The sequence below is a fragment of the Pediococcus siamensis genome (genome assembly GCF_047220215.1).
Lineage (GTDB): Bacteria > Bacillota > Bacilli > Lactobacillales > Lactobacillaceae > Pediococcus > Pediococcus siamensis.
This window is the reverse complement of record NZ_CP178375.1, coordinates 1,383,065-1,404,022: the sequence shown is the minus strand read 5'-3', so window position 1 is coordinate 1,404,022 and position 20,958 is coordinate 1,383,065. Positions and strand designations below refer to the sequence as shown.

General features: G+C 41.5%; 17 protein-coding genes. 14 read left to right on the top strand and 3 right to left on the bottom strand.

Annotation, left to right across the window (positions count from 1 at the left end; translation table 11 throughout):
- The first annotated feature begins 2 nt into the window (after positions 1 to 2).
- The 3 genes from ACLJJ6_RS06830 to rpoC all read left to right on the top strand — a co-directional run bounded on the left by ACLJJ6_RS06830 (position 3) and on the right by rpoC (position 10,035).
- Entirely contained in the window at positions 3 to 2,483 is a 2,481-nt protein-coding gene (locus ACLJJ6_RS06830; protein WP_412988497.1) for an ATP-dependent Clp protease ATP-binding subunit, read from the top strand.
- A 253-nt stretch (positions 2,484 to 2,736) separates the two neighbouring features.
- Positions 2,737 to 6,348 (top strand): DNA-directed RNA polymerase subunit beta, encoded by a 3,612-nt coding sequence (locus tag ACLJJ6_RS06825; RefSeq protein ID WP_412988495.1) that lies wholly within the window; start codon positions 2,737 to 2,739, stop codon positions 6,346 to 6,348.
- A 45-nt stretch (positions 6,349 to 6,393) separates the two neighbouring features.
- The gene (gene rpoC, locus ACLJJ6_RS06820; RefSeq protein WP_412988493.1) at positions 6,394 to 10,035 is read left to right on the top strand and encodes a DNA-directed RNA polymerase subunit beta'; all 3,642 of its coding nucleotides are present in this window, start codon (positions 6,394 to 6,396) and stop codon (positions 10,033 to 10,035) included.
- 143 nt (positions 10,036 to 10,178) lie between these two features.
- On the opposite strand, the gene ACLJJ6_RS06815 is transcribed toward rpoC, so the two are convergent.
- A complete protein-coding gene (locus ACLJJ6_RS06815; protein WP_412988491.1) occupies positions 10,179 to 10,862 on the bottom strand; it encodes a prepilin peptidase in 684 nt (227 codons plus the stop codon).
- Between the two features lie 321 nt (positions 10,863 to 11,183).
- Between ACLJJ6_RS06815 and rpsL the strand changes: the two genes are divergently transcribed.
- The 3 genes from rpsL to fusA all read left to right on the top strand — a co-directional run bounded on the left by rpsL (position 11,184) and on the right by fusA (position 14,317).
- Positions 11,184 to 11,597 (top strand): 30S ribosomal protein S12, encoded by a 414-nt coding sequence (gene rpsL / locus ACLJJ6_RS06810; protein ID WP_412988489.1) that lies wholly within the window; start codon positions 11,184 to 11,186, stop codon positions 11,595 to 11,597.
- A 13-nt stretch (positions 11,598 to 11,610) separates the two neighbouring features.
- Positions 11,611 to 12,081: a 30S ribosomal protein S7 gene (gene rpsG, locus ACLJJ6_RS06805; RefSeq protein ID WP_412988487.1), complete on the top strand. Its 471-nt coding sequence runs from the start codon at positions 11,611 to 11,613 to the stop codon at positions 12,079 to 12,081.
- Between the two features lie 136 nt (positions 12,082 to 12,217).
- The gene (fusA, locus tag ACLJJ6_RS06800; RefSeq protein ID WP_412988485.1) at positions 12,218 to 14,317 is read left to right on the top strand and encodes an elongation factor G; all 2,100 of its coding nucleotides are present in this window, start codon (positions 12,218 to 12,220) and stop codon (positions 14,315 to 14,317) included.
- A gap of 100 nt (positions 14,318 to 14,417) precedes the next feature.
- Here fusA and ACLJJ6_RS06795 read toward each other — a convergent pair whose 3' ends face one another.
- A complete protein-coding gene (locus ACLJJ6_RS06795) occupies positions 14,418 to 15,659 on the bottom strand; it encodes an ISL3 family transposase (protein WP_412988180.1) in 1,242 nt (413 codons plus the stop codon).
- A 301-nt stretch (positions 15,660 to 15,960) separates the two neighbouring features.
- Positions 15,961 to 16,530 carry a cysteine hydrolase family protein gene (locus tag ACLJJ6_RS06790; RefSeq protein ID WP_412988483.1) on the bottom strand — a complete coding sequence of 190 codons (570 nt, stop codon included), beginning with the start codon at positions 16,528 to 16,530 and terminating at the stop codon, positions 15,961 to 15,963.
- Between the two features lie 288 nt (positions 16,531 to 16,818).
- Between ACLJJ6_RS06790 and rpsJ the strand changes: the two genes are divergently transcribed.
- Genes rpsJ through rpsC form a run of 8 tightly spaced genes read left to right on the top strand, consistent with a single transcriptional unit; the run spans position 16,819 to position 20,957 of the window.
- Positions 16,819 to 17,127 carry a 30S ribosomal protein S10 gene (gene rpsJ / locus ACLJJ6_RS06785; protein WP_046871293.1) on the top strand — a complete coding sequence of 103 codons (309 nt, stop codon included), beginning with the start codon at positions 16,819 to 16,821 and terminating at the stop codon, positions 17,125 to 17,127.
- Between the two features lie 34 nt (positions 17,128 to 17,161).
- Complete coding sequence (rplC, locus tag ACLJJ6_RS06780; protein ID WP_412988482.1) at positions 17,162 to 17,797, top strand: 50S ribosomal protein L3; 636 nt, start codon at positions 17,162 to 17,164, stop codon at positions 17,795 to 17,797.
- Positions 17,798 to 17,815: 18 nt separating this feature from the next.
- Positions 17,816 to 18,439: a 50S ribosomal protein L4 gene (rplD, locus tag ACLJJ6_RS06775; RefSeq protein WP_412988481.1), complete on the top strand. Its 624-nt coding sequence runs from the start codon at positions 17,816 to 17,818 to the stop codon at positions 18,437 to 18,439.
- A complete protein-coding gene (gene rplW, locus ACLJJ6_RS06770; protein WP_412988479.1) occupies positions 18,439 to 18,726 on the top strand; it encodes a 50S ribosomal protein L23 in 288 nt (95 codons plus the stop codon). Before rplD ends, rplW begins: the two co-directional genes overlap by 1 nt.
- A gap of 27 nt (positions 18,727 to 18,753) precedes the next feature.
- The gene (gene rplB / locus ACLJJ6_RS06765) at positions 18,754 to 19,602 is read left to right on the top strand and encodes a 50S ribosomal protein L2 (protein ID WP_412988477.1); all 849 of its coding nucleotides are present in this window, start codon (positions 18,754 to 18,756) and stop codon (positions 19,600 to 19,602) included.
- A gap of 29 nt (positions 19,603 to 19,631) precedes the next feature.
- Positions 19,632 to 19,913 carry a 30S ribosomal protein S19 gene (rpsS, locus tag ACLJJ6_RS06760; RefSeq protein WP_412988475.1) on the top strand — a complete coding sequence of 94 codons (282 nt, stop codon included), beginning with the start codon at positions 19,632 to 19,634 and terminating at the stop codon, positions 19,911 to 19,913.
- 12 nt (positions 19,914 to 19,925) lie between these two features.
- The gene (rplV, locus tag ACLJJ6_RS06755; protein ID WP_057751157.1) at positions 19,926 to 20,273 is read left to right on the top strand and encodes a 50S ribosomal protein L22; all 348 of its coding nucleotides are present in this window, start codon (positions 19,926 to 19,928) and stop codon (positions 20,271 to 20,273) included.
- A gap of 12 nt (positions 20,274 to 20,285) precedes the next feature.
- Entirely contained in the window at positions 20,286 to 20,957 is a 672-nt protein-coding gene (gene rpsC, locus ACLJJ6_RS06750; RefSeq protein WP_412988473.1) for a 30S ribosomal protein S3, read from the top strand.
- The last annotated feature ends 1 nt before the right edge of the window (position 20,958 follow it).

Here is a 20,958-nt window from a genome sequence, read left to right as displayed (position 1 = left end):
GTATGGACAATTTATTTACACCAAGTGCCAAAAACGTACTCGCAATTTCGCAAGAACAAGCCAAACGATTTAAGCATCAAGCAGTTGGCACAGAGCACTTATTGTTGGCCCTAGCAATTGAAAAAAACGGTATTGCCTACAAAGTCTTCCAACAGTTTTCGGTTACGGAAACGGATATTGTCGAAGAAATCGAACGCTTTACCGGATATGGCACGCTGAAGAATGTTGGTGCTAATGATTACTTGCCTTATTCTCCGAAGGCAAAAGAAATTTTAGCCATTGCCGGTGATGAAGCTAAACGACTAGGAGCAGCAAAAATTGGCACCGAACACCTTTTGTTGGCTTTGTTAAGCGATGAAAATATTTTATCATCCCGGATTCTTATCAGTTTGGATATGGATATTAACCAAACACGTAAGGTCATTTTACGTAAATTAGGTGTGAGTGCTTCGGCACAGTTGCGACAAAGTCAGGCACAAAATAGTCGTGGCAGCAAGCCCAAGGGGACACCTACGCTTGATTCTGTGGCGCGAGATATGACCCAAATGGCTCGTGAAGGTCAGATTGATCCAGTGATTGGTCGGGAAAAAGAAGTCCGGCGGGTTATTCAAATTCTGAGTCGGCGGACTAAAAACAATCCCGTCTTAATTGGCGAACCCGGAGTTGGGAAAACGGCGATTGCTGAAGGCCTAGCACAACGAATTATTGATGGAAATGTGCCAAGTGATCTTGCTAATAAGCGCTTGATGATGCTCGATATGGGCTCATTAGTGGCTGGAACCAAGTATCGTGGTGAGTTCGAGGATCGTTTAAAGAAAGTCATTGATGAGATTCATGAAGACCAGCACATTGTTCTCTTTATTGATGAGTTACACACCCTGATTGGCGCAGGCGGAGCAGAAGGTGCGATTGATGCTTCCAATATTTTGAAGCCTGCCTTGGCGCGAGGCGAACTGCAAACTATTGGTGCGACGACACTTAATGAGTACCAAAAATACATTGAAACGGATGCAGCTTTGGAACGCCGCTTTGCCAAAGTTGAAGTGGATGAGCCCACGCCAAGTGAGTCGATCCAGATTCTGCGTGGCTTGCGAGGCAAATACGAAGAACATCATCATGTGGCAATTACAGATGACGCCATCAAACAGGCGGTGGAACTTTCCGATCGTTACATTAGTGACCGTTTCTTGCCCGACAAGGCAATTGATTTAATGGATGAGGCGGCAGCCAAAGTCCGGATCGACCAGATGGGGAAAACAACCAAAGAAACGTCTAAATCTAAACTACGACAGTTGGTCGATGAAAAAGAAGCAGCGATTGAAGCACAAGACTTTGAAAAAGCCCAAAAAATTCGGGTTAAAGAAGAGAAAATGCGTGCCAAGCTTGAAAAAGCCCAGGCCGCTAAAAGTGCAGATACCCAGCCGAAATATAAGTTACAAGAGACAGCTGAGGATGTTGCCCAGGTGGTTTCTGAATGGACTGGCGTACCACTGACCCAATTGCAAAAGACAGAAAGCGAACGTTTGGTTAACTTGGAAAGTATTTTGCATAAACGGGTTATTGGTCAAGATGAAGCTGTTTCTGCGGTTTCACGGGCTATTCGTCGAGCACGCAGTGGCCTGAAAGATCCAGGCCGTCCCATTGGTTCCTTTATGTTCCTTGGACCAACAGGAGTTGGAAAAACTGAACTGGCTAAGGCGTTAGCGGAGGCAATGTTTGGCTCTGAAGATAATATGATTCGTATTGATATGTCAGAGTACATGGAACGCTATAGTACTAGTCGGTTGATCGGATCGGCGCCTGGTTACGTGGGTTACGACGAAGGTGGACAATTAACGGAACGTGTTCGGCAAAAACCATATTCTGTTGTTCTTTTTGATGAGGTGGAAAAAGCCCATCCGGATGTCTTTAACATTTTGTTGCAAGTCTTGGATGATGGGTACTTAACCGATTCAAAGGGACGCAAGGTAGATTTTCGCAACACAATTTTAATCATGACTTCTAATCTCGGCGCAACTGCACTGCGGGATGAAAAATCCGTTGGGTTTGGTGCTAAAGCAGCCAGCGAGGATTATCAAGCCATGGCAGCTAAAATTCGCGAAATTCTTAAGCAGAGCTTCCGACCAGAATTCTTAAATCGAATTGATGAAACGATCATTTTCCATTCCTTAACAAGACCACAGCTTCATAAGATTGTTAAACTGATGGCACGTCAAATTCTGAAGCGCGTCGCGGATCAAGGGATGACGGTTAAGATTACGCCGGCAGCAATTGATGCAGTGGCAGAAGCTGGTTTTGATCCGGAGTATGGCGCACGCCCAATTCGCCGGGCATTTCAAACTAAAGTTGAAGATAAGCTGAGTGAATTGATGTTGTCTGGCGAGGCCAAAATTGGTGATAACATTACCGTTGGGGCACGTCAGGGGAAGATTCAAGTTGCGGTTAAGAATCCCAAAGTGAAGTCTGAACAACCGACAGGATAAAACTAAATAGGTGCAGGAAGAAACATTTGACAGACGTACGAAAAATGAGTATGATGTATTTTGTTTGTAACTGTGAATGAAATGAAGCGTCACGATCTATTGTCCGGGGCGTTTTTCATAAAAAAAGCAAAAGTAGCTATCGTATAAAAGAGCTATTTTTGGTTTTTTTTTGCCAAAAAACAGTTTGATTTAGCATTTGTAATCAAACTGTAACATTTGGTCATTTGCGGAAAATTTTAGAGAGGTGAATAACTTGGCAGGACATTTGGTAAAATACGGTAAACACCGAACCCGTAGAAGTTACGCACGGATTAAAGAAGTGCTGGAACTTCCTAACTTAATTGAGATTCAAAGTAATTCATACCAATGGTTCCTTGATGAAGGGTTAAAGGATATGTTCGATGACATTATGCCAATCGACGACTTTGCCGGCAATCTTTCCTTGGAATATGTGGATTATCAATTGCTTGAACCAAAGTATACGGTAGACGAAGCACGTGAACATGAGGCTAATTATTCGGCGCCATTGCACGTTACCTTACGTTTAACGAACCATGAGACTGGTGAAATTAAGTCTCAAGATGTTTTCTTTGGTGATTTTCCATTAATGACAGAACAAGGTACTTTCATTATTAATGGGGCAGAACGGGTTATTGTTTCCCAGTTAGTTCGTTCACCTGGTGTTTATTACACAAAGGAAGCCGATAAAAATGGACGCGACATTTGGGGTACAACGGTCATCCCTAATCGTGGTGCCTGGCTAGAATATGAAACTGATGCCAAGAATATTGCTTACGTGCGAATTGACCGAACACGTAAGATTCCAATGACTGAGTTGGTCCGTGCCCTTGGGTTTGGCTCTGATGAAGAAATTGTGGATATGTTAGGCCAGACCGATAGTCTGGATAACACTTTGGACAAAGACGTGCACAAAAATTCTGATGATTCCCGTGTCGAGGAATCTTTGAAGGATATTTATGAACGTTTGCGCCCAGGCGAACCTAAGACTGCTGACAGTTCACGTAGTTTGTTGACGGCACGATTCTTTGATCCTAAACGTTATGACATGGCGCCTGTTGGTCGTTATAAAGTGAATAAGAAGTTAAGCCTCAAGACCCGTTTATTAGGTCAAACTTTAGCTGAAACTTTAGCTGATCCTGATACTGGTGAAGTAATCGCACAAAAGGGCACCGTGGTTTCTAAAGATGTGATGAAAGACTTAGCCCCTTATTTGGACAACAAGGATTTCAAAGCAATCACTTATACGCCTTCTGATGAAGCCGTTGTGACAGAACCAATGACCGTGCAAGCCATCAAGATTGTGAACCCTAACGATCCTGAACGCGAGTTAACGATGATTGGGAATGATAATATTGATTTGAAACTCAAACATATTACTCCAGCTGATATTATCGCTTCAATTAACTATTTCTTCTTATTACAAGAAGGAATTGGGTCCACTGATGATATTGACCATTTGGGTAACCGTCGAATTCGCTCAGTGGGTGAATTGCTCCAAAACCAATTCCGTATTGGATTATCACGAATGGAACGTGTAGTTCGTGAACGAATGTCAATTCAGGATGCCGCTACGGTTACACCGCAACAGTTGATTAATATTCGTCCGGTTGTGGCCTCAATCAAAGAATTCTTTGGTTCTTCTCAGTTATCCCAGTTCATGGACCAGACAAACCCGCTTGGTGAACTGACACACAAGCGTCGTTTATCTGCCTTAGGACCTGGTGGTTTGACACGTGACCGTGCCGGATATGAAGTGCGTGATGTGCACTATACGCATTATGGCCGGATGTGTCCGATTGAAACGCCTGAAGGACCAAATATCGGGTTGATTAACAGTTTGGCTAGTTACGCTAAAATTAACAAGTATGGTTTTATTGAAACCCCTTATCGTCGTGTTTCTTGGACAACCCATAAGGTTACCGATAAGATCGATTACTTGACGGCTGACGAAGAAGACCAATATGTCATTGCTCAGGCAAACTCACCATTAAATGATGATGGCTCCTTTGTGGATGATGTGGTTATGGCTCGTCATGAAAGTGACAACATTGAAACTAACATTACCAACGTCGATTACATGGACGTTTCACCAAAACAAGTAGTTGCAGTCGCAACAGCATGTATTCCTTTCTTGGAAAATGATGATTCTAACCGTGCGTTGATGGGAGCTAACATGCAGCGTCAGGCTGTACCTTTGCTTGATCCACATGCACCGCTTGTCGGAACTGGGATCGAATATAAGGCTGCGCATGACTCTGGTGTGGCATTGATTTGTAAACATGAAGGAACTGTGGAATACGTTGATGCACGTGAAATTCGTGTTCGTCGTGATGATGGGGCCTTAGATACTTACAAACTGATGAAATTCCGTCGTTCTAACGGTGGTAAGAACTATAACCAACGTCCAATCGTCAAAGTCAACGACCATGTTGATAACGATGAAGTCTTAGCTGACGGTCCTTCAATGGAGGGCGGCGAGTTGGCATTGGGGCAAAACCCATTAGTAGCCTTCATGACTTGGCAAGGTTATAACTTCGAAGATGCGATTGCGATTAATGAACGTTTGGTTCGTGATGATGTGTACACTTCAATTCATATTGAAGAATACGAATCGGAAGCACGAGATACCAAACTTGGACCTGAAGAAATGACCCGCGAAATTCCTAACGTTGGTGAAGATGCTTTGAAAGATCTTGACGAAGACGGAATTGTGCGTGTCGGTGCGGAAGTTGAAGACGGCGATATCTTAGTTGGTAAGGTTACACCAAAGGGAGTGACTGAGTTATCAGCTGAAGAACGTCTATTACACGCTATCTTTGGTGAAAAAGCACGCGAAGTTCGTGATACTTCGTTACGTGTTCCTCATGGTGGTGGCGGTATTATCCAGGATGTGAAGATCTTCACACGTGAAAACGGTGACGAACTTTCACCTGGTGTCAATATGATGGTCCGTGTTTATATTGCCCAAAAACGAAAACTGCAAGTTGGTGACAAGATGGCCGGTCGTCATGGGAATAAAGGGACCGTTTCGGTGGTTATTCCTGAAGAAGACATGCCATACATGCCAGATGGTACGCCAATCGACATCATGTTGAGTCCTATGGGTGTCCCTTCACGTATGAATATTGGTCAAGTTTTAGAATTACATCTTGGGATGGCAGCACGTAACTTAGGTATTCATGTTGCAACACCAGTTTTTGATGGTGCGCGTGATAAAGATATTTGGGATGCTGTTCACGAAGCTGGGATGCAGTCTGATGCGAAGACAGTTTTGTATGATGGTCGTACTGGTGAGCCATTTGAACAACGGATTGCCGTTGGTGTCATGCACTACATGAAATTAGCGCACATGGTTGATGACAAGATTCATGCACGTTCAATCGGACCTTACTCCTTAGTTACACAACAACCACTGGGTGGTAAAGCTCAGTTTGGTGGTCAGCGTTTCGGTGAAATGGAAGTTTGGGCACTCGAAGCTTATGGGGCTGCTTATACCCTACAAGAAATTTTGACTTACAAGTCAGATGATGTTGTGGGTCGAGTTAAGACTTATGAAGCAATTGTTAAGGGTGATCCAATTCCTCGTCCAGGAGTTCCAGAATCTTTCCGTGTGCTTGTTAAAGAACTGCAAGCCTTGGGACTAGATATGAAGGTCTTGGATGATGACAAAAACGAGATTGAATTGCGAGACATGGACGATGACGATGATGATGTCGTAAACGTTGATGCACTCAGCAAGTATGCCGAAGAACAAAAGGACAAGTCAAAGGAAGAAACCACAACTTCTAATGAGACTTCTTCTGTAAGTGAAACAAAGGCTGAAACAGAAAATAACCAAAAATAATTGAAACTAAGTCAATAAAATCAAATTAAGAAGGAGGTCGATCCTTTGATCGATGTCAATAAGTTTGAAAGCATGCAAATTGGACTCGCTTCCCCTGACAAGATCAGAAGTTGGTCATATGGTGAAGTTAAAAAGCCGGAAACGATTAACTACCGGACATTAAAACCCGAAAAAGACGGACTGTTTGATGAACGGATTTTCGGACCAACTAAAGATTATGAATGTGCTTGTGGTAAGTATAAGCGGATTCGTTATAAGGGAATTGTTTGTGACCGATGTGGTGTAGAAGTCACAAAGTCAAAAGTTCGTCGTGAACGGATGGGTCACATTGAATTAGCTGCTCCTGTTACACACATTTGGTACTTCAAGGGTATCCCAAGTCGGATGGGCTTAGTTTTGGATATGAGTCCCCGCGCACTCGAAGAGATCATTTACTTTGCTTCTTATGTTGTGATTGATCCTGGTAAGACACCGCTTGAAAAGAAACAGCTACTCACGGAACGCGAGTATCGTGAAAAGTTAGACGAATATGGAAATACCTTTAACGCCAAGATCGGTGGCGAAGCGATCAAAGAATTGCTTCAAGATGTTGATCTTGAAAAAGAAGCTAAAACTTTAAAAGAAGAATTAAAGGATGCTTCTGGTCAAAAGCGGACGCGTGCCGTTCGTCGTTTAGATATTATTGAAGCGTTTGTCAAATCTGGCAACGAACCTGATTGGATGGTTATGGATGCAATTCCGGTTATTCCACCAGATTTACGGCCAATGGTGCAATTAGATGGTGGCCGATTTGCCACATCCGATTTGAATGATTTATACCGACGGGTAATTAATCGTAATAACCGTTTGAAACGATTATTAGATTTGAATGCTCCTGGTATCATTGTTCAAAATGAAAAACGGATGTTACAAGAAGCCGTTGATGCTTTGATTGATAATGGTCGTCGTGGCCGTCCGGTTGCGGGTCCAGGAAATCGTCCATTGAAATCTCTTTCTCACATGTTGAAAGGGAAACAAGGCCGTTTCCGTCAAAACTTACTTGGAAAACGTGTTGATTATTCTGGCCGTTCCGTTATTGATGTGGGTCCATCTTTGAAGATGAACCAAATGGGATTACCAGTCCCAATGGCTTTGGAATTATTCAAACCTTTCATTATGAAGGAATTGGTGGCACGTGGCTTAGCTTCAAATATTAAGAACGCCAAACGTAAGATCGACCGTAAAGATGATGACGTTTATGATGTCTTAGAGGATGTTATCAAGGAACATCCCGTTCTTTTAAACCGGGCACCTACTTTGCATAGATTAGGAATTCAAGCTTTTGAACCTGTTTTGGTTAGTGGGAAAGCTATGCGTTTGCATCCCCTGGTTTGTGAAGCTTACAATGCCGATTTTGATGGTGATCAAATGGCGATTCATTTACCACTTTCAGATGAAGCACAAGCCGAAGCACGGCTATTGATGTTAGCAGCGCATCATATTTTGGCTCCTGCTAATGGGAAACCAGTTGTAACACCTTCCCAAGATATGGTTATCGGTAACTACTGGTTAACCATGGAACGTGCAGACAGTGTCGGCGAAGGGATGATTTTCAAAGACCTGGATGAAATTCGCTTGGCAATGCAAAATGGTTATGTTTCCGAACATACACGCATCGGAATTCAAGTAAGTTCCATGCCTGAAAAACCATTTACAACTGAGCAGCGGAAACGTATTTTAGTGACAACTGCCGGAAAAGCGATCTTTAACGATATCCTCCCTAAGGGGCTCATTTATCTAAACGAACCAACTAACGAAAACTTAGTTGAGGGCACCCCAGATAAATATTTCTTGGCACCGGGTGAAGATATCAAAGCCTTCATTAAGGCGCAACCATTGATTCCACCATTCAAGAAAGGCTTCTTGAGTGATATCATTGCTCAAGTTTATAAGCAGTATAAAGTTACCCAAACTTCGCTCCTCTTGGATCGGATGAAAGATTTAGGGTATGACGTTTCTACTAAATCTGGTTTAACGGTCGGAATTGCTGATATTACCGATTTGAAGGAAAAACCAGAGATTGTGGCTGCTGCACATAAACAGGTAGCAACTGTTACTAAACAATTCCGTCGTGGTTTAATCACGGATGACGAACGCTATGAACGGGTTGTGGGAATCTGGAACGATGCTAAAGATAACATTCAGCAAAAATTGATGGAGAGTTTTGATCCGCAAAACCCAATCTACATGATGAGTGATTCTGGAGCTCGTGGTAATATTTCTAACTTTACGCAGTTGGCCGGGATGCGTGGCTTGATGGCCGCACCTAATGGTAAAATCATGGAATTGCCTATTCTGTCAAACTTCCGTGAAGGACTCTCTGTGTTGGAAATGTTCATTTCCACTCATGGTGCTCGTAAGGGAATGACTGATACGGCGTTGAAGACGGCTAACTCAGGTTACTTAACCCGTCGTTTAGTTGATGTGGCCCAGGATGTTATCGTCCGTGAAAAAGATTGTGGAACTGATCGTGGGTTGATTATTTCAGCCATCGTTGAAGGAAACGAAGTGATCGAATCCTTGTACGATCGTGTCTTAGGACGTTACACACAGAAATCTGTTTATAATCCTGAAACTGGCGAAAAAATCGTTGGTAAGAATGAAATGATCGACGAAACAATTGCGCAAAAGATCGTTGATGCTGGCGTCGAAACTGTCACAATCCGTTCTGCATTCACATGTAACACACGTCATGGTGTTTGTGAACGTTGTTACGGCCGTAACATGGCAACTGGTGACCGTGTTGAAGTTGGTGAAGCAGTGGGTACCGTTGCGGCTCAATCAATCGGTGAACCAGGTACGCAGTTAACAATGCGTAACTTCCATACTGGTGGTGTTGCGGGTAACGAAGATATCACACAAGGACTTCCTCGTATTCAGGAAATTGTCGAAGCACGTAACCCTAAAGGTCGTGCTGAAATTACTGAAGTTACAGGTACAGTTGAAACGGTTGAGGAAAATCCTGCGGAACGGACTAAAGAAGTCACCATCAAGGGTGAAACAGATACCAGAACCTATACCTTGCCAATTACGGCACGGATGAAGGTGGCTGAAGGTGATTTCATTCATCGTGGTTCAGCTTTGAATGATGGTTCAATTGATCCAAAGGAATTGTTGAAGGTTCGTGATGTCCTTTCGACAGAGAATTATCTTTTACGTGAAATTCAGCGTGTTTATCGTATGCAAGGTGTAGAAATCTTGGATAAGCACATTGAGATCATGGTTCGTCAAATGTTGCGGAAGATTCGGGTTATGGATCCCGGCGATACTGACTTATTGCCAGGGACACTGTTAGATATTAACGACTTTAAGGATGCTAACTACAAGACCTTAATTGCCGGTGGTATTCCAGCAACTGCCCGCCCAGTTCTCTTGGGAATCACAAAGGCGGCTCTGGAAACAAACAGTTTCTTGTCAGCTGCTTCCTTCCAGGAAACAACACGAGTCTTAACCGATGCTGCTATTCGTGGCAAGAACGATCCACTTGTTGGTTTGAAGGAAAATGTTATTATTGGTAAGATTATCCCTGCAGGAACAGGGATGCCTGATTACCGTAAGATCATTCCTAAAACAGTCGGTGGCAAAGTTGCAGAACCACAATCGTTAAGCGATGTTGAAAAAGAAATGGATACCGAAACAACTAAGTAAAGGTAACCATGGGTTAAACTAAAAACAGTGAATTTGATTTTTCAAATTCACTGTTTTTTGTTATGCCCAATAAAATTAAGGTTAAGTCTGAAACAATACTTCCGTGAACGGTGTAGTTGCTTTTAATTTGCATGAATCCCATTTTAGATAACCACATATAAATAAGCGAAAGTTAAATAAGGGATAAAGGGAATCTTTTGTTTCGGTGGAATGTGAAAAATAAGGGTGAAAAGTAAGCAAATAAGTGAAGCAAGACATACAATTAACGTTGTTGCTTCTAATCCACACAATATGATAAAAATGAGCAGCAAATCGTAGTCGGCCTCGCCAAACCCAGCGTAAAATTGAGAAAATTGCAAAGGTGTGAATAAGCTGATTAAAGTGCCCACAAAGATTCCCCAATTCATGAGCGTATTGTTTGTCATTACCGCAACGAGGGCTAAGATCGCGATCAAATAGCCATTAACCCACAATCGATTCAGGTCGCAGAGACTGAGATAAACTAGTAGGGTCATACAAAAGAGGTCAGTTAGTAGTGACCAGCTGGGCGCCTGGTTGCCACTCACCGTTAAAAAAAGCACACCCAATAGCAGTTCGGTTAAACAAGAAGTAGGTTCAAAGCGTTGATGACAGTGGCGACAACGGCCGTTTAAAAAACAATAACTGACAATGGGGAATAGCTCTGTGACTGAAAGAACATGATGGCATGTGCTACAATGGGATCGCGGTCTGATGATCGACTGGTGGCAGACAGTCCGATCGGCGCACAGACAGATGAATGAGCCTAAAATGGTACCGAAACTAAAAAAATAAATCTGAGTTAGCATAAAAACTCCTTTCTATATTTTAAATACTAAATTTAATGTCGATTTTTTTATGAAAATTCATGAAAGGTTTACGATGACAAAACGCGATAAAATGCGGATGTTTTGCAAAAATAGCAGCGATTAATGATTGACAAGGGGTGCCGATGATGATAACCTAAAAAAGGTGCTTTTTGTGGACAGGTTCTGTAATAAACAGACATGCTGACTGGAAACGGTGGCACAAAGCCATGTCAAGGCGATTTTTTTATAATTAAAAAAGAACCACCTGGATGTGTGTACTTAAATAATTAAGATTTTTTATTTGGAAGGGGAAACAATTAAATGCCTACAATCAACCAATTGGTTCGTAAGGGTCGTCATTCGCAGAGTTCGAAATCAAAAGCTCCTGCTTTGAACTATGGTTACAACAGTATGAAGAAACAAGCTGTTGCAAACCCAGCACCACAAAAACGCGGTGTTGCAACTCGTGTCGGAACAATGACACCTAAAAAACCTAACTCAGCTTTACGTAAATATGCACGTGTGCGTCTTTCTAACTTGATCGAAGTGACAGCATACATCCCAGGAATTGGTCATAACCTTCAGGAACATAGTGTTGTGCTTATTCGTGGCGGTCGTGTAAAGGATTTACCTGGTGTACGTTATCACGTTATCCGTGGTGCACTTGATACAGCTGGTGTTACAGATCGTAAACAAAGCCGTTCTAAATACGGTACAAAGAAACCTAAGAAGTAAGGAGGTTATTTAAATGCCAAGAAAAGGTCCTGCAGCAAAACGTGAAGTATTACCTGATCCAATTTATAATTCAAAGTTAGTAACGCGTTTAATTAACCATTTAATGTTAGATGGTAAACGTGGTACAGCTTCAAAAATTCTCTATAACGCCTTTGATATGATCAAAGCTGAAACTGGTAATGAACCAACAGAAGTCTTTGAAGAAGCAATGAAGAATGTTATGCCAGTTCTTGAAGTTAAAGCCCGTCGTGTTGGTGGTTCTAACTACCAAGTTCCAATTGAAGTTCGTCCTGATCGTCGAACAACATTGGGTCTTCGTTGGATTGTGAACTATTCACGTCTTCGTGGCGAACACACAATGACAGAGCGTCTTGCCCGTGAAATCATGGACGCTGCTAATAATACAGGTGCTTCAGTTAAAAAGCGTGAAGATACTCATAGAATGGCTGAAGCCAACCGAGCATTTGCTCATTATCGTTGGTAATGTTCCGCTTGTTGCTTAGCCCATTAAGCATGGGGGAAGCAATAATGAATGGCTATTATATGCAGTCCATATAGTAGTCATTTTTTCTAATTTTGACTCTTTGACCATTAATTTGAAGGGAGAAACATTTTTTAATATGGCTAACAAAAGAGAATTTCCACTTGAAAAGACTCGTAATATCGGGATCATGGCTCATATCGATGCTGGTAAAACGACGACTACTGAGCGGATTTTGTATTACACTGGTAAAATTCACAAAATTGGTGAAACCCATGATGGTGCTTCACAAATGGACTGGATGGAACAAGAACAGGAACGTGGGATTACAATCACTTCAGCTGCAACTACAGCTGCTTGGAAAGACCACCGTATCAACATCATTGATACCCCAGGACACGTGGACTTCACTGTTGAAGTTGAACGTTCCTTACGTGTGTTAGATGGCGCGGTTGCCGTTCTTGATGCACAGGCCGGCGTAGAACCACAAACTGAAACTGTTTGGCGACAAGCTTCAGACTACAGTGTTCCACGGATCGTCTTTGCAAATAAGATGGATAAAATTGGTGCTGACTTTGATTTTTCTGTTCAAACTATCAAAGATCGTCTTCAGGCTAATGCTTTACCTATCCAAATGCCAATTGGTGCCGAAGACGATTTCGAAGGGGTTATTGACCTTGTCGAAATGAAGGCTGACCTTTATGATGAAGACCAGTTAGGAACAGAATGGGACACAGTTGATGTTCCAGATGAATACAAAGAAGAAGCTGAAAAACGGCGAACAGAAATGATCGAACAATTGGCTGATATCGATGATGACATCATGGAAAAATACCTTGGTGGCGAAGAAATCAGTAAAGAAGAAATCAAGGCTGCAATCCGTAAAGGAACTTTGAACCTTGAATTGTTCCCAGTTTTAGCTGGTTCAGCTTTCAAAAATAAGGGTGTTCAGATGATGTTAGATGCTGTTGTTGATTACTTACCATCTCCATTAGATGTTAAGCCATACAACGCAACTAACCCTGAAACAGACGAAGCAGTTGAATTAACCGCTGGTGACGACAAGCCATTTGCGGCTTTGGCATTCAAGGTTGCTACTGATCCATTCGTTGGTCGTTTGACTTATATCCGTGTTTATACAGGAACTTTGGAATCTGGTTCTTACGTATTGAACGCCACAAAAGACAAACGTGAACGTGTTGGTCGTTTACTACAAATGCATTCAAATCACCGTCAAGAAATTCCTGAAGTATTTTCTGGTGATATTGCAGCTGCCATTGGTTTGAAGAACACAACAACCGGTGATTCTTTAACTGATCCAGATCATCCATTACATTTGGAATCCATGGAATTCCCTGATCCTGTTATCCAAGTTGCCGTAGAACCAAAATCTAAGGCTGACCAGGATAAGATGGATGTTGCTTTACAAAAGCTTGCTGAAGAAGATCCGACATTCAAGGCTGAAACAAACCCTGAAACTGGGGAAACTTTGATCGCTGGTATGGGTGAGTTGCATTTGGACATCATCATTGATCGTATGAAACGTGAATTTAACGTTGAAGCGACAGTTGGTGCTCCTCAAGTTGCTTACCGTGAAGCCTTTACCAAACAAGCTTCTGCACAAGGTAAGTTTGTTCGTCAGTCTGGTGGTAAAGGTCAATATGGTGATGTTTGGATTGAATTCACACCTAATGAAGAAGGTAAAGGATTCGAATTCGAAGACGCTATTGTTGGTGGGGTTGTTCCTCGTGAATTTATCCCAGCTGTTGAACAAGGTTTACGTGAAGCTTTGAATAATGGTGTCCTTGCAGGTTACCCATTAGTTGACTTGAAAGCTAAGTTATACGATGGTAGTTATCATGAAGTCGATTCTAGTGAAGCAGCATTCAAAGTTGCTGCCTCAATCTCACTTCACAATGCTGCTAAGAAAGCAGAACCTGTTATTTTGGAACCCGTTATGAAGGTTGAAGTTCGTGTACCAGAAGAGTACATGGGTGACATCATGGGCCAAATTACAGCTCGTCGTGGACGTGTTGAAGGAATGGAAGCTATCTCAGGGGCTGAAGAAATTCATGCCTTTGTCCCACTTTCAGAAATGTTTGGTTATGCCACAACCTTACGTTCTGCTTCACAGGGTCGTGGAACATTTACAATGACATTTGATCATTACGAAGCTGTTCCTAAGTCAATTCAAGAAGACATCATTAAGAAAAATGGTGGAGCTTCAAACAAGGACTAAGATCTTAACGGCTTAAAAAAGAAAAATCGGGTCTCTGTCAAATTGTATTGGTGGAGATTTTTGAAAAGCATGTTCACTTCGGTGAATGTGCTTTTTTTGTTTACGCATAAATTAAACTGATACGAATGAAAAAGTTATGAATATTTTGAAAACCAAAACAGCTACGCTTTAACACCTTAATTTTACGATTTAGTCCTTCAATAGGACCGTTGGAATACGGATAACGACAACTATTGAGAACAGCAGGACCATTCTTTATTAAAGTTGAGATAGTAATATCCATTTGGTTGCCAGCCGCCTTGTAGTTGGCAATCAAGGTTTTAAATCCAACCGCATCTTTTTGTTGAATGGCTGTTAGAATTCCTTGATAGGTTTGATACACAGTTTTAAATTCTGGAAATTCATCTAAGGCTAGGTCAATGGCGTTCTGTTGGGTCATGTATTCGTTGATACCGTGTAAATAGATAAGTTTAGTATCATTGACCTTTTCTTCTGCCAAATGGAACAAACGCCATTGAGATTTTAGAATGCGATAAACTCGGGAATGCTTATCTTGAAAAGTATGGATCACACGTGTACGTTCGTTATCCAGTGCCCGACCGGCAAGTTGAATAATGTGGAAACGGTCAATGATGGTTATTGCCTTAGGAAATAACCGATGAATAAAGCCAGCATACTCAGCATTCATATCAACGGTGATTGTTTGAACTTTCATACGTTCTTGAACTGAATAGCGAGCTTCAAAGTAATCAATGATATCCTTACTAAGGCGATCCTTAAGAATCACAATGCGGCGATGACTAACGGCATCGCAACAGTTAAAGGACATTAGATGATTACAGGAACGGAATTCATCAAAACAAAGATTTTGGGGGAGTGTTTTAACACGATAAGCTAAGTGAATATTCGCATTTAAAATGCGTTGAACACTACTTGGTGAAATCCCACAAATCTTAGCGATTTCTTTACTGGTCAGCATATCCCGAGCCAGAACAATTACTTGATGTTTCACATTATGCGTAAAAGTTTCATTACGTTTAACGAGGTTAGTTTGAGCACCACAGGTTTTTAAACACCGTTTACATTGATATCTTTGTCGTTTTAGCTGCATCTCATAACGTCCACCTGATAAGGTTCCCAATCTTAGATGGCCAATGTGAGTTCCATTTTTGATTAGAGATTTATGGCCACAATGAGGACATTTTAAAAGTTGATAGGAAAGGATAGCGTGAACGACATGAACGTGTTGCCCATTGGGATAATGTTCCTTAGTAATCTCAGTTACAGTTAAATTAGGGTCTGTTATTTCGAATAGGCTTAGGATAGAATTAGTTAGGGACATTTGTTTTTCCTCTTTTCGATTTTATTAGGCGATTAAATCGTAACACAAAGAGGGCAAATGTCCTTTTTTTTTTCAAAATAAAAACTGGTATCAGTTATTCACCAATACCAGAAAGTGTAGACCCGAAAAATCGCAAGTTACAGTTTTGACTGTAATTTGCGATTTTTTTGTTTTTTAAACAAAATTTAGAAGCTAAAAGCCATGAAAAATTAAATGGTCTCATAAAGGCGGCAGAAAATCGATTTTTAGATTAATTTAAAACTTAGTCAATGGGAATTTTTTTTCTTTTTCGTGCTGTTGTTTAAATTATTTTGGCACCCAGTGTGTTTTTAAAGTGGGTAAGTGCCCATTGGTGACCAACGGGATCAAAACTAGCTACGGCATCTTTGGGCACAGTTAATTGATAATCAAGATTGTACGCGGAAACGGCGGTGTGGAGTACGCAAATATCGGTGCAGACACCGGTGAGGGTCAAGCTATCAATTTTTCGTGAGCGGAGATAATTATCTAGATTCGTATTGGCAAAAGCACTATACCGATTTTTGCTATAAGCGTAAACCTGATCACTTTTGGCATGCGCCTCAAACCAAGTTTGCACTTGATCGTAAAAATGTCGTCCCCACGTGTTTTCCAAATTGTGCGGCGGAAATAACTTTGTCTCGGGGTGAAAAGGATCATTCTTATGATGTAGATCAGTAGGAAAGATAACATAATCGCCGTTTTTATAAAATTGATTCATGAGCGCCAATATTTGAGCTTGAATTGCCTGACCAGACTTGCCTGTGGTTAAAGCGCCCTCGTCGGCGACAAAATCATTTGTATAATCAATAATAAGTAGGGCCTTTTTTTGAGTCAAAATAAAAACCTCCATTCTTTGATAACAGAATTATGCACCATAAATCGGTTTCAATTGTTACAAAAGTGTTACAATTACAAAAACTAAAAAGAATTGGCTTCAAGCCCTTGTAAAGCCCCGTCATATCTAGTAATATAGACAAGTACTTGAATTTTAACGGGTGAAATATGCCCATTAAGTCAAGTAAAACAAGGAGCTTTGATGTGGAAGGTTGCGACACACCCGGCCGCTTTGCCACGACGGTGTGGCGGTAATTTCCACGGAGCAAGTCTCATTTTTAAAATAGACGAAGGAGGGAACACAATGGCAAAACAAAAAATTCGTATCCGTTTAAAGGCTTACGAACATCGCATTTTAGATCAATCCGCAGACAAGATTGTCGAAACGGCAAAGAGAACTGGTGCCACAATTTCTGGTCCAATTCCACTACCTACAGAACGTACAATCTATACGGTTTTAAGCTCACCACATAAGTTTAAGAAAGCTCGTGAGCAATTCGAAATGCGCACACACAAGCGTTTGATCGATATCGTTAACCCAACGCCAAAGACAGTTGACTCATTGATGAAGTTAGATCTGCCAAGTGGTGTTGATATTGAAATTAAGCTTTAATTTTTAGAATTACAATAATATTGGAGGTGTACTCATGACCACAAAAGGAATCTTAGGAAAAAAGGTTGGTATGACCCAAGTCTTTACAGATAACGGGGAATTAGTTCCTGTTACCGTTGTTGATACAACACCAAACGTTGTATTACAAGTTAAAACCGTTGAAAGTGATGGTTATAACGCAGTGCAATTAGGGTTCGATGACAAACGTAAAGTATTGAGCAACAAACCTGAACAAGGTCATGTAGCAAAAGCAAATACAAATCCTAAGCGCTTCATTCATGAAATCAGAGATGTTGAGCTGGGAGAATTAAAAGTCGGTGACGAAGTCAAGGCTGACTTATTCGCAGCAGGCGATATCGTTGATGTCACAGGTACTTCTAAGGGACATGGTTTCCAAGGAAATATCAAGAAGGATGGACAACATCGTGGTCCGATGGCACACGGTTCTCGTTATCATCGTCGTCCTGGTTCACTCGGTGCAATTATTAACCGTGTGTTCCCTGGCAAGAAATTACCAGGTCGGATGGGGAATAATACACGAACAGTTCAAAACTTAGAAATTATCAAGGCAGACACAGAAAACAACGTTTTATTGATCAAAGGTAACGTCCCTGGATCAAAGAATTCATTCTTGGTTGTTAAGAATGCCGTTAAACCACATAAAAAGTAGAAAGGAGGACTAAATTAAATGACAAGCGTATCTTTATATAAACAAGATGGTACGAAGAATGGCGACGTTGAATTAAACGCTGACGTTTTTGGTATCACACCAAACGATAATGTTGTTTTTGAAGCTGTTGTGATGCAACGCGCATCGATGCGTCAAGGTACTCACGCAGTCAAAAACAGAAGTGCAGTTCGTGGTGGTGGTAAGAAGCCATGGCGTCAAAAGGGTACAGGTCGTGCACGTCAAGGTTCTATCCGTTCACCACAATGGCGTGGCGGTGGTGTCGTATTTGGCCCCACACCACGTTCATACGCATACAAGTTGCCAAAGAAAATGCGTCGTTTAGCATTGAAGTCTGTACTTTCTCAAAAAGTATTGGATGATAGTTTGGTAGTTGTCGATGGTTATAGCTTTGATCAACCAAAGACTAAGGCCTTCGCACAATCACTTGACAGCCTAAAAGTTACAACGAAAGCATTATTAGTCCTTGAAGATGATAACGAAGCAGCTGCACGTGCAGCACGTAACCTTAAAAACGTAAAAATCGTTTCACCAGCTGGTGTAAATGTTTTGGACGTTGTTAATAGTGACAAACTTGTTATCACTCAAAAGGCTCTTTCTCAAGTAGAGGAGGCTCTCGCATAATGGAATCACGTGATGTAATTTTACGTCCAGTTGTCACTGAAGCTTCAATGGCAGAAATGGACGACAAACGCTACACATTTGATGTTGATACTCGTGCAACTAAAACAGAAGTCAAAAAGGCTATTGAAGATATCTTCGATGTTAAGGTTGTCAAAGTGAACATCATGAATGTCAAAGGTAAATTAAAACGTCAGGGACGCTACTCTGGTTACACAAAGAAACGTCGTAAGGCAATTGTTACATTGTCATCTGACTCAAAAGAAATCAAGTTATTCAACGAAGAATAACCAAAAAAATTATAGGAGGAAAAACACGTGGGGATTAAGAAATATAAACCAACGACAAATGCTCGTCGTGGCATGACACAGCTTGATTATAGCGAAATCACCAAGACGACTCCTGAAAAATCGTTACTTGAATCTCAAAGCCACACAGCAGGGCGTAACAACTCTGGTCGAATGACAGTTCGTCATCGTGGCGGTGGTAATAAGCGTCAATATCGAATCATTGATTTCAAACGAATCAAAGACGATGTTCCAGCTACTGTTAAAGCAATTGAATATGATCCTAACCGAACAGCTAACATTGCATTGCTTGTTTATGCTGACGGTGTGAAGTCATATATCATTGCACCAAAAGGACTTAAGGTTGGCGATAAGGTTCAATCAGGTTCCGAAGCAGATATCAAGGTTGGTAACGCATTACCATTGAAGGACATTCCAGTTGGTACAGTTATTCATAACATCGAATTGAAGCCTGGCAAGGGTGGCCAATTAGCGCGTTCTGCAGGTGCTTCTGCACAATTGCTTGGTAAGGAAGGCAAATACGTACTTGTTCGTTTAGCTTCATCAGAAGTTCGAATGATCTTATCTGCCGGGCGTGCCACAATTGGTTCTGTAGGTAATGAAGAACACGAATTAATCAATATTGGTAAAGCGGGACGAACACGTTACGCTGGCCAACGTCCACATGTTCGTGGTTCTGTAATGAACCCTAACGATCATCCACATGGTGGTGGTGAAGGTAAAGCTCCAGTTGGTCGTCCATCGCCTCTTTCACCTTGGGGTAAGAAGACCATTGGTAAGAAAACACGTAACAAACGGAATAAATCTAATAAATTTATCGTTCGTGGTCGTAAGCGCGGTCGCTTAGGTAATATTTAGTCGAAAATTTCCCTAAAGGAGGTTTCATAATGGGTCGTAGTTTGAAAAAAGGACCATTTGCAGACGAACATCTTTTAAAGAAGATTGATGCTCAAAAAGATCAAGAAAAGAAATCTGTAATCAAAACATGGTCACGTCGTTCCACAATTTTCCCAAGTTTCATCGGTTATACAATCGCTGTTTATGATGGTAGAAAACATGTCCCAGTTTACATTCAAGATGACATGGTTGGCCATAAGCTTGGTGAGTTTGTTCCGACACGAACATTCCATGGTCATGGAAATGACGATAAGAAAACAGCTGCTAAATAAGGAGGATGAATCATGGCTGAACAAGTAACATCTGCACATGCAACTGCAAAAACTGTTCGCATTGCCGCTCGTAAGGTTCGTTTAGTAGTTGATCTTATTAGAGGAAAAAGCGTCGCAGAAGCAATTGCAACTCTGAAGTTTACACCAAGAGGTGCATCACCAGTTGTCGAAAAAGTTTTAATGTCTGCTGTAGCTAATGCTGAAAACAACTTTGACTTAGATCGTGAAGATTTGGTCGTAAGTGAAGCTTATGTCAATGAAGGACCAACTTTGAAACGGTTCCGTCCTCGGGCAAAAGGTTCTGCTTCACCAATCAACAAGCGTACAAGTCACATTACAGTAGTCGTATCTGAAAAATAGGAGGGAACACGCGTGGGTCAAAAAGTAAATCCAAATGGATTTCGTGTTGGTATCATCCGTGACTGGGAAGCAAAATGGTATGCTGAAAAAGATTTTGCTAACTATTTACGTGAAGATTTACAAATTCGTAAATTCATCTCAACTAAGCTTGCCGACGCATCTGTTTCCAATGTTGAAATCGAACGTGCTGCAAATCGCGTGAACATTTCAATCCATACTGCTAAACCAGGTATGGTCATTGGAAAAGGCGGATCCGAAGTAGAAAGCTTACGTAAACAATTAAATGGACTAACAGGTAAACGAGTTCATATTAATATTATTGAAATTAAGAAACCTGATTTAGATGCTAAATTAGTGGGCGAAAACATTGCTGCTCAATTGGAAGGCCGTGTGGCATTCCGTCGTGCAATGAAACAAGCTATGCAACGTACAATGCGTGCAGGTGCTAAGGGTATCAAGACACAGGTTGCTGGTCGTTTGAACGGTGCAGATATGTCCCGTGTTGAACATTATTCTGAAGGAACAGTTCCATTGCATACATTACGTGCTGATGTAGATTACGCTTGGGTAGAAGCAAGTACTACATACGGTCGTTTGGGTGTTAAAACTTGGATCTACCGTGGAGAAGTCTTGCCAGAAGCTAAGGGTTCCAAAGGAAATTCTAAAGAACAAGGAGGGAAATAAT

What these genes read in the sequence shown, in the direction of transcription:
- ACLJJ6_RS06830 (WP_412988497.1), top strand. Translation starts at nt 3, where the DNA reads ATGGACAATTTATTTACACCAAGTGCCAAAAACGTACTCGCAATTTCG.
- ACLJJ6_RS06815 (WP_412988491.1), bottom strand. Translation starts at nt 10,862, where the DNA reads ATGCTAACTCAGATTTATTTTTTTAGTTTCGGTACCATTTTAGGCTCA.
- rpsL (WP_412988489.1), top strand. Translation starts at nt 11,184, where the DNA reads ATGCCTACAATCAACCAATTGGTTCGTAAGGGTCGTCATTCGCAGAGT.
- rpsG (WP_412988487.1), top strand. Translation starts at nt 11,611, where the DNA reads ATGCCAAGAAAAGGTCCTGCAGCAAAACGTGAAGTATTACCTGATCCA.
- fusA (WP_412988485.1), top strand. Translation starts at nt 12,218, where the DNA reads ATGGCTAACAAAAGAGAATTTCCACTTGAAAAGACTCGTAATATCGGG.
- ACLJJ6_RS06795 (WP_412988180.1), bottom strand. Translation starts at nt 15,659, where the DNA reads ATGTCCCTAACTAATTCTATCCTAAGCCTATTCGAAATAACAGACCCT.
- ACLJJ6_RS06790 (WP_412988483.1), bottom strand. Translation starts at nt 16,530, where the DNA reads ATGGAGGTTTTTATTTTGACTCAAAAAAAGGCCCTACTTATTATTGAT.
- rpsJ (WP_046871293.1), top strand. Translation starts at nt 16,819, where the DNA reads ATGGCAAAACAAAAAATTCGTATCCGTTTAAAGGCTTACGAACATCGC.
- rplC (WP_412988482.1), top strand. Translation starts at nt 17,162, where the DNA reads ATGACCACAAAAGGAATCTTAGGAAAAAAGGTTGGTATGACCCAAGTC.
- rplD (WP_412988481.1), top strand. Translation starts at nt 17,816, where the DNA reads ATGACAAGCGTATCTTTATATAAACAAGATGGTACGAAGAATGGCGAC.
- rplW (WP_412988479.1), top strand. Translation starts at nt 18,439, where the DNA reads ATGGAATCACGTGATGTAATTTTACGTCCAGTTGTCACTGAAGCTTCA.
- rpsS (WP_412988475.1), top strand. Translation starts at nt 19,632, where the DNA reads ATGGGTCGTAGTTTGAAAAAAGGACCATTTGCAGACGAACATCTTTTA.
- rplV (WP_057751157.1), top strand. Translation starts at nt 19,926, where the DNA reads ATGGCTGAACAAGTAACATCTGCACATGCAACTGCAAAAACTGTTCGC.